Source organism: Corynebacterium tuberculostearicum, from assembly GCF_030229345.1.
In the GTDB taxonomy this organism is placed as follows: domain Bacteria; phylum Actinomycetota; class Actinomycetes; order Mycobacteriales; family Mycobacteriaceae; genus Corynebacterium; species Corynebacterium tuberculostearicum_G.
The window spans coordinates 79,052-92,036 of the sequence record NZ_JASPGP010000007.1 but is presented as its reverse complement, the minus strand read 5'-3'; the positions used below and the strand labels follow the sequence as shown (position 1 = coordinate 92,036).

The window sequence follows — 12,985 nt, the reverse complement described above, 5'->3', positions numbered from 1 at the left end:
CTTATTTCATCCTCCGGTTACGTAGGGTGACAAGCTCCCAGAGGGGGCCGCTCGCAGCGAGAGCGAGATAGATCAGACTTTGTACAACGAGTTGGGTGCTGGTGGTGATGTCTGGCCCAGCGATGGAGAATATCCATGCGGCAGACCAGAGAATAATCATGACGATCCACCGCATACCGAAACCCTTCGGAACAGGGCGTGAGAATGCCCCAAGGGCCACTGATAAAATCCCGCCGACAATAAACCAGGCACTGATAACGACCCAGATAGCGGCCGGGAGGGTGGGTCCGGAGAGGTAGGCAGACAGGAGGTAAAGCGGTCCGGTAGCGCAGAGCATGGAGTAACCGACCCAGCTCAAGGGGAATCGGGCGACGTTTCGGGACAACGTGTCGGCGCGGGCAATCATCTCGCGTGCTTCATTCGGCGATGGGGTCATGGGACTCTTCTCTCGTGTGTGAACAAGTGGAATGTACTTTCCACCGTAGAAAGTACATTCCGAATGGGCCATTGTCAATATTCTCCAGTTACAGAGTTGGGGACTGCTGCTATGTATAGATTTGCCTGCCATGACATCCCTTGGCTTTGGTGGGTTACACAGAGAACAAGCACTACCTTTCCAATGCGGTAGAGTCCCTAGGCTTACGGTGAAAGCCTAGGAGCTTTGTCATGGCCTGACATGGACGAACTTTCATGGGTGGGTATAGAAAAATTCCCTCTAGCCTTTTGTAAAACGCTAGGGGGAATAAATCTCACCATCTGCCCATAAAGCAGATTGTTAAGATTTCTGTTTCTTGTAGCCATTGCCCCGGGGCGGAAGCGGATCCCATATTTTCCACCCGCTAGGAGCGGAAATCTCGATCTTCACACACGCTTCCCTTGTTGAATCCGAAAGGTAGAAGGGCTGGTCGGGTTCATAGAACCAAGTTTCAGGCCCGCCGGTGATGCAATCACCAAACGCCAGAGCATATTCACCATCAGCAAGCGCTACACCACACTAAGAGACGCAACCGCCGGGAAATACCGAATTGCTTAGCTACCTTTGACGGGCTGCGACCTTGATGGCGTACAGCTTTGACGATGCCGATATTGCGTTTTGGACTGTTCATAGTGTCAAACATGTCCCAGCTCACCTGTCAAGCATCACGACGATTCCCTCAGGCACAAACTGTCAAAAATGTCATGAACTCAGACACCGTCGTCGGCTCCAAATTTTTTGGGGGAAGTTTCGGGGCACCTTCGATCTACGCTTTCGCACTTAACCACTGCGCAAGTTCTTTTTGTGCCTGTTCTACCCCGCCTGGATAGTGTGCTTCCAACTCTGCGGCTGCCGGTTCGAAGAATTTCTCCGTGAGCGCGGCTAGATCACGCTCAGGAACGGTGCCACGGATGTCATCTAGCGGGGCACGAAACGTCATTCCACAATCGGTGCGGCGCTGATATCCGCGCCAGTCTTCGCTGTAGATGCGAAGCTCTGCCCCACGCAGGTTGGACTCAATGACCACGTTGCCGAATATGAGAGTGGTAAGGGTTCGCTCTTCCATGGCGCCGAGTCTACTAGCCGCAGCGGACGATGGGCTGCGGGTCGTAAACCGTGGTGGTGGTCTCGCGGGAAAGCTCCTTGCCGCCTAGGTCCTTGATGATGCGGGTATCGGACGTCGTAAAGCCCGGCGCGCCAGAAGAAGGCGAGCAGTCGCTGCCGGGCACGGACATAGGTTGTGGGTCGGTCTTAGCCCAGCGGCCGTTGTTCACAGACTCGACGTCGACGGTCTTAGTGCCCTTCAGGCGCACGGTAATCTTGCCGCCACCAAAGTCGGTCTCAATGCGGACCGGGGTATTGAAGGTATTGGTGAACTGCAGGTCGATGGCGCCCTCGTACACGGTGGCCTCACGGCCGGCGGGGTAGCGGGAAATGTAGTACGAGTGCGGGGTGTGGGCGGTGTCTTCCATGCCCGCAAAGTAGGCAGCATTGTACAAAGTGGTGGCGAACTGGGAGATGCCGCCGCCCACGGCGGAGCCGGAGTGGCCATCGATAATGATGCCGGACTCAACGTAGCCCTGTGCCGTGCCGCGGGGGCCGGTATGGCCGTTGAGGGAGAAGGTCTCGCCTGGGTTGACCACGGCGCCGTTGACCTGTTGGGCTACCAGCTCGATATTCTTGCCGGAGGCAGCGGAGTAGCCCTCAGTGGTGAACTCGCCCACGGTGTCGTTGAAGGTCGCCTTCTTGGCATCGTCGGTGGTGAACTCTGCCGGGTCCGGCTTGTAAGTAGCATCCCACTCGCGGTCATCGCCGGTCACGCGCTTGTCGAAGTCCTTCATGGTCGGCTCCCAGTCGATGATCTCGCCGTCTTCGGACGGGGTGATCTGCTTGTCGTTGCCGTTGAAGGAAATCTTGGCATTTACGCCGGGGACATCGGCGCCCTCAGAGCGCTCGGCCAGCAGCTCCTGCGCGCGGTTGGTATCCACGGCGAGCTTGAGCTTGCCGTCTTTCTTTTCAATGCTGGTGAACTGGGAGATTTCCGGCTTATTCAGGGTAGCGGTGACATTATTCTTGGCCTTCAATGTAATGGGATTATCCAGCGCCTTGGCGGCATCGCCGGTGCGCATGGCCTCGATAGCTTCATCATTGATGGCCGGCTCTACTTCTTCTGGGTCCACGTTTACTCCCTCGGAATCGAGCCAATTATCCGTAACTGCATTGTGCAGGGTGCCGGCATCCACGGTTTGGCCGAGCTTGGGGTCGGTGACCTTGAGCTCACCATTGTTGAGCTCCAACATGCCATCAACTGGATCGGTGGAGAGATCCTTCTTCACGCGGTCCAAGGCCGGCTGAAGTTGGACCTCGTCCACGTTGGTTTCTACCGGAATATCCCGGGTGGAGCGGAAGAAGCTATACAGGCGGGTAAAAGGATTGAGGGAAGGCTCCTCAATATTGTCCACGGCGCGCTGGTTATCCAGGGCGAGGCCCGACTCGGAGGGAACGAAATCGGTGTGCAGGTCGCCCGAGGTAACACTCACGGGCTCGGTTTCTACGCCCGCAAGCTCATCTTCGAGCTTCTCCACGGCGGCGGTGCGATCCATGGCGGAGATATCCACGCCGTTGACGGAAACGGCGCGCGGAATCTTGTCCTGGTTTGCTGCGACATCCCAGGCATAAGCAATGCCCGCGATTAGGACAAGGCCGACCAATACGCCGAGCGCGATGAGCCAGCCTTTAGCACCGTTTTTTCCTTCTGCCTTTTTCACGCCTTAAAGGTTAACGGTTTTAGTGGCATTTTTCCTAGTCTTGTGCGAGCTCGGGTGCAGTGCCGACCGGGGGAGCGCTGACATGGCGGGCGGCGTCTGCAAGGCGTTCGAGTGGCAGGCGGCCCTGGTCGACGGCGCCAACAACGGCGTCGATCACCGCATTAATGTCGCCTTCGGTAGACCACAGGGGCATGTCGGCACCGGCATTGAGGGAGGCCACGACGGCGTCGGCAAGCGGGAGCGAATCCGCAATCGCCTTCATGCCGCCGATGTCATCGGTATAGATGGGCCCGTCGTACTGGAGGGTCTCGCGGGCTAGGCCATAGGCTTCCGGCAGGATGGAAGCGGGAGTCTGACCATCGCCTAGGCCGGGCACGGCGAGGTGGCCCATCATGAGCGCGGCATTGGGCGCTTGGGGAAGAGCGGTTTTAAAAGGAATGAACTCGTGGCCTTCTAGTTCTTCCAACGGCGGGGTAACGGCCTCGGCCAGGTGGGTATCGCCAGAAGCACGGCCGTGGCCCGGGAAATGCTTGAACACGGCCTTGACCCCCGCGGAATCCAGCCCGCGTGCAAAGGCCGCGCCATACTCGCCTGCTTGGACCGGGTCGGTGGAAAATGATCGATCGCCCACCACCTCTAGGCCGTTGCCATCGACGTCGAGCACCGGTGCAAAGTCCACGTTGATACCGTGCACCTTGAGGCTCGTGCCAATCTCGTGCGCGAGCTGCTCCACCTCTTGTGGGGAACGCTCGGCCGCCATCTGTTGCGGCGCGGGATACTCGCCCAGGATCTCCGAGAAACGTTGCACGCGCCCGCCCTCAAAATCGATGGAGACCTCAAAGTCGCGGCCCACCTCCTGGCGCAGGGCATTAATATCGCGGCCCGCTTCCTGCAGCAAGTTTGGATCCGCCCAGCTGGGGATAAAGATTCCGCCTACACCGGCATCCAGCTTGGCCTTGGCATCGTCGTAGTTGGTAACCGGCGGCATCAGCACCGAGGCGGCCATGGCGCGGATGTCCTGCTGCGGGGCCTCTTCCTGCGACGTCTCTTCGTGCGTCTCGTGTGTCGCGGCAGGTGAGCTCGACGCGGCCGCGGTGGTGGAGTCCTGGCTCTCATTGTCCTCCGGGGTGGAGGTAGAGCAGGCTCCCAGGGCCGTCACGAGGGCGAGGCTGGCAAGGATGCGCGGAGTTTTCATGCCCTCTAGTGTGCAATACTCCTCGCGTTCTGTCGCAAGCGGTGGGTAGACTAGTGACATGAGTAACGGCGAGACAATGCTAATTGCCTACGATGGCACCGAACGAGCCGGCCGCGCCCTCGAGTACGCGGCCCAGCTGCTGCGGCCCACCACGGTAGAAATCCTCACCGCCTGGGAGCCGGTAGCCCGGCAAACCGCCCGCGCCGTCAGCCGCACCGGAATGCACCAGTCCACCGTCTCCCCGGATGGCGTCGAAGAGGATCCGGCCTATGAAGAGGCGCTAAAGATTTGCCGCCAGGGCATCGAGCTGGCCGAAAGCCTGGGCCTAGCCGGCCGCGCCCACCTAGTGGAATCCGCTACCACCATCTCCTCCGCCATCATTGATGCCGCGCATGAGCTGGACGTAGACGTCATCGTCACCGGTACCCGCGCCCTGACCGGCTTCCGCGCGTGGTGGACCAACTCCACCGCCGACCAGATTGTGCGCAATGCCGGCCTCCCAGTGTTCATCGTGCCGCAGGAAAACGAGGATGACGCGGACGATGATGAGGCAGAATACTTCTAAATAGCTGCTAGTATCTTTAGCCATGGCTCTGGAAACCGATTCTTTGAACAAGCGCACCCTTGGCCCTGCCATCGGTAGCGCTGTTGTGGGCATCGCGCTCGGCGTCATCACCATCATCGGCATCGCACAATTCTCCGGCACCGATACTGTGCCGGAAGGCAATGCGGTTTCTGCTTCCGATGCGGTTTTGGGCGGCCCTGAGTACGGATCCCGCAACTAGGTGTGCGTACCCTCCGCGGGCGGCTTGCCCGCCCCTACCCGCTGGGGATCCTTGCCCTAGCGCTCATCCTCCTCGTGCAGCCGTGGGGGCTGACGGCCGCCGATACCAAGCATGATCTGGCGGCCAATCCGCTGCACTTTCTCCGCGGGGCGCTCAGCGCCTATACGGATACCTTTACCCTGGGGCAGCTGCAGAATCAGGCCTATGGCTACCTCTTTCCCCAGGGACCTTTCTTCGTTTTAACCCAGCCCCTGCCCGATTGGGTGGCCCAGCGCCTCTGGTGGCTACTGGTCTTAAGCGTCGGCTTCATCGGCTTTCATAAGCTCGGCCGCAAGGTGGGCCTGCATGGCTGGTGGGTCTGGGTGGCGGCGATGCTCTACGCGCTCTCGCCGCGCACTCTTTCTACCCTGACCGCCATTTCTTCTGAGACCTGGCCGGTCATGCTCGCTCCCTGGGTTATCCTGCCCTTCCTCAACGCCAAGCTCACCTGGCGCGATGCCGCCGCGGCCACCATCCCCGTAGCGCTGATGGGCGCGGTCAATGCCACCGCGACCATCGCGGCGTGTATCCCGGCCGCTGTAATCCTGCTCTACCGCCGCGCCTTCAGACCCGGCGCGGCCTGGCTCTTAGGGTGCCTGGCGGTATCGGCCTGGTGGATCGGCCCGCTCGTCGTGCTTGGCCGCTATGCCCCGCCGTTTACGGAATTCATCGAGTCCGCGCGCGTGACCACGCGCTGGCTCAACTTGCCCGAGATTCTACGCGGCACCACGAGCTGGACGCCGTTTGTCGATACCGAACGCGTGGCCGGCTATGAGCTAGCCACCGAGTCCTTCTTTGTGCTGGTCACCATGGGCATCGCGGCCGTGGGTATCTACGGTCTTAGCAAGCTGCCGCGCGTGTGGTCCGTCATGCTGGTGGTGGGCATCGCGGTGCTGGGCTGCCAGGTGGCGTGGTACCTCGATGCGCTCGATGGACCGCTGGCCGCGCTGCGCAACCTGCATAAATTCGATCCGCTGGTGCGCATACCACTGCTGTTAGGCGTGGCGCGCGCCTGCGCCAATCTTCCACTACCGAGGAGTTTGCGCCCCACCAAGAGGCAGACGGTGGGTGCACTGACGCTGCTCTTGTGCATCGCGGTGGTCTCCCCGGCATGGTCGCAGCGTTTGTTGCCGCTGGGGGCCTATGAAGAGGTGCCCTCCTACTGGCACGAGGCCACGGACTTTATCAATACCCATGCCGCCGATACCCGCACGCTTATCTACCCGGAGGCGTCCTTTGCCCGGCAGACCTGGGGATGGACGCGCGACGAGCCGGCCCAGCCGCTGCTCGATGTCCCCTGGGCCGTGCGCGATGCCATTCCGCTCGTGCCACCAGAGGCCATCCGCGGGCTCGACGGCGTCATGGCCGCGCTCAAAGAGGACCCAGCCACGGGCGTTCGCTCCCTGCAGCGCCTGGGCATCGGCGCGGTCATGGTGCGCCATGATCTCTTCACCGGCGAGGACGAGGCCCTGGCCAGCAAGTTTGGCGGCGAGGTCCATCGCTTCGGTGAGGTCGATGTCATCCTGCTCAACCACGCCGGCATGTCCTTAGGGCCAACAGAGCCAGTCCGCGTGGCCGGCGGCGGGGAAGCCTTGGCGCTTCTCGACGCCCACTCCACCCCTACCACCCGCCAGCTCGTCGATCGCGACGCCGATATCGTCACCGATACCCCAACGCTCACAGACCGCAACTACGGCACCCTCGATGGTCCTATCTCCGCGCCCCTGGCCGCGGACGACCCCAGCCACGTGAATAACCGCCTGCGCGATTATCCCTCCGCTGGGCCGCTTACCCAGGTGGAAACCCACGGCGGTTCGGTAGCAGTCTCTTCCTCGGCCGCCGATGCCACGGCCTTTGGCGGGGCCCAGCCGAAGAAGTCCGCCACGTCCGCGGTAGATGGGGAAAACTCCACCGCCTGGTGGCCCGCGCCGGGCGATGACTCCGGGTGGATTGAACTGCGCGGCGAATTCACCCAGCCGCGCCTCAAGCTCATGGCCACCAGCGCAACCACGGTAACCGTGCGCTCTGGCAGCGCGGCCGTAGACGTGGACTTACAGCCCTTCCGCTCGCAGGAAGTCCGCGTTCCCGGCGGCGATACCGAGTCCATCCGCGTGGAGCTATCCCACCGCACCGGCATCGCGGAGTTAGGGGTCGAGGGCCAGCCGGTCGAGCGCGTGGTGACCGTCCCGGATACCTCCCCCAATGTTCACCAATTCTTCTTCCAGCGCATGCTGCAGGATACCGGCGTGCTCATCCGCGATTTCACGGCACCGCGCCCCATGCGGGTGACGGTGGATTCCACTAAACCCGTGCTTATCGACGCCCACCGCTACTCCCCCGGCGAATCCCTCACCCTCAGCCCTGGCACGCACCGCGTGCGTACCACGGGGCCGTGGGTGAGCCTGCGCGAGGAGGGCTGGCAACCAGCAGGCTCTTCCGAGCCCACCGGGTACTCGATTGCAGCCGCTGATGAGGATCGCCTCTTGGTCACCGGTCGCGCCTTCAATAAGGGCCTGCGCGGCTACCTAGGTAACGAAGAGCTCACCCCGCGCGAGATCGATGCGGCCACCCAAGCTTTTGTCATTCCGGCCGGCCGCTCCGGTGACTTCCGCATGACCTTTAGCGCCCAACCGGTTTACCGCGCCACCCTCCTCTTCGGCGGTGCCTTGGGCTTGCTCACCCTCGGCCTGTGCATCCTGGCGGCCACGCGGCGCCCGTCCCAACCTACTTGGCGCGCGCCACGCGGCGGCGCTGCCTCGGCCGTGGTCGCACTCGGCGCACTGGCCCTCACCGGCTGGCCGGCCGCGGTGGCGGCCGTTGCCGCTTGGTTGGTGCTGCGCTGGACCACCATCCCGCGCGCCTACCTCGCGCCTGGTGTCGTGGCGGCGGCCGGGGCGATCCTCGCCCGCGCGCCGTGGACATCGGGCTCCTATGCGGGCGATTCGCTCCTGCTTAGCTGCTTGTGTGCCGCGGGCGTGGCCTGTCTTTTCGCCTCCGACCGAGGAGAAGATCCCGGCCGGGACGCTCGATGAGCGTATAGCTCGCGGCCGAGACCACCACGGTGGCCACCACCGTTACGGCCAGAATCACCCAAAAGTCCAGGGGTTTCCCGCTAAACAGCGGCACCCCGGTAAGCGGAAACGCCAGTCCCAGAATGGCCACATGCCACAAGAAGATGGAATAGGACCACGCGCCCAGTGCCTGCATGAGCGGGCTGGTCAGCCAGGACTTATCCCGTGGGGCGAGCGCCACCGGTACCACCACGACTGCGGCGAAGGCCGCTCCCGCAATGATCCGGCGGGAAAATTCGCCCGGTTCTGGATGCACCAGTCCCTGCGGCCCGAACCACTCGCGGCTGGAAATCCACAGCACCACCGCTGCCACGAGCCACCATGCCCAGCGCGGCCGCAGCGCGCGTTGCACGCGCCGGCTAACACCGGCCTCTTCGCATTCCGCGGCCAGCATTCCCACGGCAAACCACGAAGCATACGCTGGTGGCCAGATCTGCGAATTGACCTGATCCTTGGCGTAATCGGCCACAAAGGGAACAAAACCCCAGGCCCAACTAACAACGGCGCCCAGCGCGATGGCCGCTACCCGCCAGCGTCGCGGCAGCGCCCCAAGAAGCCACACCAGCGCAGGCAGGGCAAGGTAGAAGAAGAACTCCACGCACAGCGACCACAGGTGGGTAAGCCCCGGTGCTAGCCCGTCCACCACATAGATCTGGGTAGAGGTGAGGTTGCTGAGAAGTTGGGTGAGGGTGAGCGAGTGGGCGTCGGGAAGCAGGAGCATCACCGCCACCACGCAGGCATAATAGGCTGGCAATAGGCGGGCCACGCGCGAGCGTGCATAGCCGGATAAGGTGTGCAGGTCGCGGCGGCGCCACAGCAGGAAGGCGCTGAGGGCAAAGAAAACGGCGACAAAATAGTCGAAGCGCCCCGCAAAGCCCCACCCGGTTCCGGTCTGAAAAGACACGTGGGTGACAATGATTCCAAGGGAGGCGACCGCGCGTAGACCGTCTAGCTCCGGCAGATGCTGGGGTACGCTTTTCACAGATGCCTGCGGCTGCACGCTTGCTCCTAACCCCGGATCGACCTGAAACTGATTGGACATACTACTGCAATGAAACGCTACCTTTGGCCACGCTCGCCACTGGCGTGGGTTGTCATTGCCGCCGTCATTTTCTTGGTGCTGGGCACCGTGGTGCCGCCGCTGTATAACAATCAGACCCGGCCGCTGGCCTTCGACCAAAACATCAACACCGTCACCGCGCCGTCGGCCGGGGTGTGGATGGAAGCGCCCGAGTTCATCGCCGGGGCCAAAGCCTCCGGCGATAGCAAGGACCCGCAGTGCCAAGAAAAGCAGGCACCCATGTGGTGCTACCTACACCACGACCTGCTTACTATCGAGCGCAATACCACCACCTCTGAGGTGGCAGAAGATGATGCGCTCGCTAACTCCGATTCGCTCTCTCGCCTGCTCGCCGGCGATACTCCCCTTGCCCAAATCACGGAGCATTCCGTGTTGAACCGCGAGTCCACCTACCCGGTTGCCGCGCCAAAGGATAAATGGAAGTTTGTGCTACCGGCGCTGGATACCGGCATGGCCCGCACCGACTTCGAGCGCGATGGAATCAACTACTTCTTTCCCTCCGGTACCGAGCAGCGCTCCTATCCGTTTTTCGATCTAGCGACGCAAACCTCCACGGCGGTGGACTTCACCACGACGGAAAAGCTCGACGGAATCCCCACCTATTCTTTCCACCACGATATCCAGCCCATTTCCTTGGCTGATATGCGCAAAAGCATTACCGCCGAGGTCGATACCGGCACCGGCGATAAGCAGCTAGCGGCCGAGGATTTCCGCATCTCCGGGCCGGCGAAGCGGTTCTACGACGCCGAGTCGCGCGAGCTCCTCGGCTTGGATGCCACTGACCGCGTCACGGTGGAGCCCTTCTATACCATCGGCCGCGATATCTCCGTCGAGCCCACCACCGGCACCATGGTGGACCTGCGCGAGAACATCAAAATCTTCTTCGCCGCGGACGAAAAGCAGGCCGGCACCATGGTGGCGAATGATGATACAGAGGACCGTTCCATCTTTGCCGCCGATTTGCGCTGGTCCGATGAGACCCGGGCGGAGCGCCTGAATGAGGTGCGTCCGGTCATTCGCACCATTCGCGCCTTGATGGTGGTCGGCTGGGCCGGCAAGGCCATCGGCGTTGGTCTATTGCTCTGTGCCGCCTATATGTACATGCGCCGCCACCGTGAAGGCTAGGCGTCTTTTACTCCTTATCTGGGGCACCCTCCTCGTGGCCGCGGTGTGCTGGCCCTTTGCCTTGCCCGGCGAGTTCTTGTGGCGCGATATGGCGTTGCTTGACCATCCGGCGCTTTCCCCTTCTGCCTTTGGTGGCGGCAGTCTGCCCGCCCGCAATGCACCGCAGGACGGTTTCCTTGCTCTCGGGGGCGGCGCGTGGGCGGCACGGGTGCTCATTTTTGCCGCCGCCGCGTCCTCCGCGCTCACCGCGGCGCGCTGGGCACGCTCTATAGTCGCCGCGGTGAGCGCGATGGCGGTGGCGGTGGCCAATCCCTTCGTCATCGAGCGTCTCCTGCAGGGCCAGTGGTCGCTTGCGGTGGCTGCGTGGCTGCTGCCGGTCATCGCGTGGGCAGGAAGAAAGCACAGCTGGGTGGCGTGGCTGGCCATGTGGGGAGCATCGCTTACCCCTACGGGCGGGCTCTTTGCCGTGGTGACCGCGGCGGTGACCTGCCGCAAGCGGGTAGCGCTCGGCGGCGTGATTCTGTGCTTGCCGTGGGCCATTCCGGGCATGTTCAATCCCGCAGCGCCCGGCGATAGCGCAGAGGCGGTGGCCGCGTTTGGCCCGCGGGCAGAAAACTACGTCGGCACCGCGGGCGCACTGCTGCGGCTCGGCGGCATCTGGAATGCGGAGGCGGCCATCGGGTTCGCCGTGTGCGGCGTCATCGTGGCGGTCATCGCCCTGTTCGGGGCGTGGCGGGTACCCGTGCGGTTAAGCGTCCTTGCGGCGATGGGGCTCGGCGGGGCGATGTTCTTCTGGTTGGTTCCCGGCGCTCTGGTGTGGTCCATCGATCACGTACCGGGGGCGGCGCTGCTGCGCGATAGCGGGAAACTGAGCATGTTGGCGTTGCCGCTCTATGTGGCCTCACTAGGAGCGCTGCCGAATCTGCCGGCGGCACTGGCCACCGTGGCGGCGACCGTGCAGCTGCTGCCCGTTCCGGGACGCCTCGCGGTGCTCGCGCCGCGGGATACGGGGATAGATGAGCAGTTGGTGCGCGCGATTGACGGCCGGGTGGCCTTCTTCCCAGAACGCGCCAACCTCGTGGAGGTACCCGGCGGCGTGGCCGTCGACCCCTATTCCAAGGCGGTGGCCATGGTGGAATCGGGAGAATTGAGCGTAGACGGCACGGTGGTGGACCAAGCCTCGCCGCACTACCGGGCGGCGCTGCGCGCGTGGGAAGAGCACGATATGAATCGGCTGGCCGAGATCGGCGTCGGTGTGGTCGTGGTGGACGGTGCCATAGCCGCGGAAACCAACGCGCCGCGACCGCAGGTTCCGTGGGCGCTTACCGTCTTGTGGATGGCGTGTCCGCTACTAGCCCTTGCAGCAATTCCGCGAACTGCTCGCCGGTCTTCTTCCACGAGAAGCTAGCGGCAAAATCCCGCGCGTTGGAGCCGAGGGTGCGGCGAAGTGGGGCGTCGGCAAGCAGCTGCTTGGTGGCCGCCACGAAGTCCTCTTCGCGCTCTACCAGGATGCCGGTCTTGCCGTTGATAACGCTGTCACGCAGGCCAAATGTATAACCTACGGCGGGCACCCCATGTTGGGCCGCCTCCATTACTGCCAATCCCCACCCCTCTTTGCGCGAGGGCATGAGCAAGGCATCGGCGCGGGCGAGCAGGGCGTGCTTATAGTCCTCGGTCACCTGACCGCGAAAGCGCACGCGATCGCTCACGCCATGCTCCTCGGCATAGGCACGCAGGTTAGCCTCCCACCAGCCGGAGCCGATGACGTCCAAGACCGCACCCGGGGTCTGCGCCACCGTATCCATGGCATGCTCGATCTGCTTATGTGGCACTAGGCGCGAAAGCGTGACTAGATGCACCTCGGCCTCTCGTTCCAAGGAAGGAACGTGATCCGGAACCGGGTCCAGGCCATTGGCGATGATGTGCGCGCCCTTAATGCCCAGCGCCTCCAAATCCTCGCGGGAGGCCTCCGACACGGTGACATAGGGAGCGCCGCGATACACGCGCGGAGCTACCCGGGACTCAAGGAACCAACCGAGCCGGCCGAGGAGTGGACCCGCCACCGGCCACTGTTCGCGGTGGCAATGGTGAGTAAGCAGCACCGTCGGCGCGCCAGACACCAGACGGGCGAAGAAAGGGATGCCGTTTTGGGTATCGATTACCGCATCCACGCCGCGCAGATCTCCCAGCCCCAGGCGGCCGGCCAGCATCGCCGCCCAAGCACGCGGATACACGCCGAATTTGGCGCCGCCGCGGCTATAGCGCACGCCGTCGCGCACCTCACGGTGGGCGGCATTCATGTGCTTGGAGGTGCGAAAGACCACCTCGTGGCCCTGGGACGCCAGGTATTCGCCCACGCGCTCCAAGTAGCGCTCCGAGCCACCGCCTTGCGGGTGGGTGGAATCGCGCCAGCATAGTAAAAGAATCTTCATCGTGAGGTATTAGC

Annotated in this window: 11 protein-coding genes; 5 read left to right on the top strand and 6 right to left on the bottom strand. The window is 62.9% G+C overall.

Annotation, left to right across the window (positions count from 1 at the left end; all coding sequences use genetic code 11):
• Position 1 precedes the first annotated feature (1 nt).
• The 4 genes from QP884_RS06505 to QP884_RS06490 form a co-directional block, all read right to left on the bottom strand.
• Positions 2 to 436 carry a hypothetical protein gene (locus tag QP884_RS06505; protein WP_284821381.1) on the bottom strand — a complete coding sequence of 145 codons (435 nt, stop codon included), beginning with the start codon at positions 434 to 436 and terminating at the stop codon, positions 2 to 4.
• 805 nt (positions 437 to 1,241) lie between these two features.
• Positions 1,242 to 1,541, bottom strand: a complete 300-nt coding sequence (locus QP884_RS06500) for a hypothetical protein (protein ID WP_284821379.1) — start codon at positions 1,539 to 1,541, stop codon at positions 1,242 to 1,244.
• 13 nt (positions 1,542 to 1,554) lie between these two features.
• The gene (locus tag QP884_RS06495; RefSeq protein ID WP_284821377.1) at positions 1,555 to 3,243 is read right to left on the bottom strand and encodes a VanW family protein; all 1,689 of its coding nucleotides are present in this window, start codon (positions 3,241 to 3,243) and stop codon (positions 1,555 to 1,557) included.
• A 34-nt stretch (positions 3,244 to 3,277) separates the two neighbouring features.
• A complete protein-coding gene (locus QP884_RS06490) occupies positions 3,278 to 4,438 on the bottom strand; it encodes a glycoside hydrolase family 3 N-terminal domain-containing protein (RefSeq protein ID WP_049359998.1) in 1,161 nt (386 codons plus the stop codon).
• Between the two features lie 58 nt (positions 4,439 to 4,496).
• Here QP884_RS06490 and QP884_RS06485 point away from each other — a divergent pair, with 58 nt between their 5' ends.
• Genes QP884_RS06485 through QP884_RS06475 form a run of 3 tightly spaced genes read left to right on the top strand, consistent with a single transcriptional unit; the run spans position 4,497 to position 8,294 of the window.
• Positions 4,497 to 5,003 (top strand): universal stress protein, encoded by a 507-nt coding sequence (locus tag QP884_RS06485; RefSeq protein WP_049359996.1) that lies wholly within the window; start codon positions 4,497 to 4,499, stop codon positions 5,001 to 5,003.
• Positions 5,004 to 5,025: 22 nt separating this feature from the next.
• The gene (locus tag QP884_RS06480; RefSeq protein ID WP_005325448.1) at positions 5,026 to 5,223 is read left to right on the top strand and encodes a DUF2613 domain-containing protein; all 198 of its coding nucleotides are present in this window, start codon (positions 5,026 to 5,028) and stop codon (positions 5,221 to 5,223) included.
• A 2-nt stretch (positions 5,224 to 5,225) separates the two neighbouring features.
• Positions 5,226 to 8,294, top strand: a complete 3,069-nt coding sequence (locus QP884_RS06475) for an alpha-(1->3)-arabinofuranosyltransferase domain-containing protein (protein WP_284821375.1) — start codon at positions 5,226 to 5,228, stop codon at positions 8,292 to 8,294.
• Here the strand turns inward: QP884_RS06475 and QP884_RS06470 are convergent.
• Positions 8,215 to 9,375, bottom strand: coding sequence for an acyltransferase family protein (locus QP884_RS06470; RefSeq protein ID WP_284821373.1), 1,161 nt, complete (start codon positions 9,373 to 9,375; stop codon positions 8,215 to 8,217). The two genes, QP884_RS06475 and QP884_RS06470, sit on opposite strands and share 80 nt — an antisense overlap.
• A 9-nt stretch (positions 9,376 to 9,384) precedes the next feature.
• Here QP884_RS06470 and QP884_RS06465 point away from each other — a divergent pair, with 9 nt between their 5' ends.
• Positions 9,385 to 10,539: a DUF3068 domain-containing protein gene (locus tag QP884_RS06465; protein WP_284821372.1), complete on the top strand. Its 1,155-nt coding sequence runs from the start codon at positions 9,385 to 9,387 to the stop codon at positions 10,537 to 10,539.
• Positions 10,529 to 11,947: a hypothetical protein gene (locus QP884_RS06460; protein ID WP_284821370.1), complete on the top strand. Its 1,419-nt coding sequence runs from the start codon at positions 10,529 to 10,531 to the stop codon at positions 11,945 to 11,947. Before QP884_RS06465 ends, QP884_RS06460 begins: the two co-directional genes overlap by 11 nt.
• On the opposite strand, the gene QP884_RS06455 is transcribed toward QP884_RS06460, so the two are convergent.
• Positions 11,862 to 12,971: a glycosyltransferase family 4 protein gene (locus QP884_RS06455; RefSeq protein WP_284821368.1), complete on the bottom strand. Its 1,110-nt coding sequence runs from the start codon at positions 12,969 to 12,971 to the stop codon at positions 11,862 to 11,864. The two genes, QP884_RS06460 and QP884_RS06455, sit on opposite strands and share 86 nt — an antisense overlap.
• Positions 12,972 to 12,985 lie beyond the last annotated feature (14 nt).

Coding starts and splice junctions, on each gene's coding strand:
- QP884_RS06505 (WP_284821381.1), bottom strand. CDS start 436: ATGACCCCATCGCCGAATGAAGCACGCGAGATGATTGCCCGCGCCGAC.
- QP884_RS06500 (WP_284821379.1), bottom strand. CDS start 1,541: ATGGAAGAGCGAACCCTTACCACTCTCATATTCGGCAACGTGGTCATT.
- QP884_RS06490 (WP_049359998.1), bottom strand. CDS start 4,438: ATGAAAACTCCGCGCATCCTTGCCAGCCTCGCCCTCGTGACGGCCCTG.
- QP884_RS06485 (WP_049359996.1), top strand. CDS start 4,497: ATGAGTAACGGCGAGACAATGCTAATTGCCTACGATGGCACCGAACGA.
- QP884_RS06480 (WP_005325448.1), top strand. CDS start 5,026: ATGGCTCTGGAAACCGATTCTTTGAACAAGCGCACCCTTGGCCCTGCC.
- QP884_RS06470 (WP_284821373.1), bottom strand. CDS start 9,375: ATGTCCAATCAGTTTCAGGTCGATCCGGGGTTAGGAGCAAGCGTGCAG.
- QP884_RS06465 (WP_284821372.1), top strand. CDS start 9,385: ATGAAACGCTACCTTTGGCCACGCTCGCCACTGGCGTGGGTTGTCATT.
- QP884_RS06455 (WP_284821368.1), bottom strand. CDS start 12,971: ATGAAGATTCTTTTACTATGCTGGCGCGATTCCACCCACCCGCAAGGC.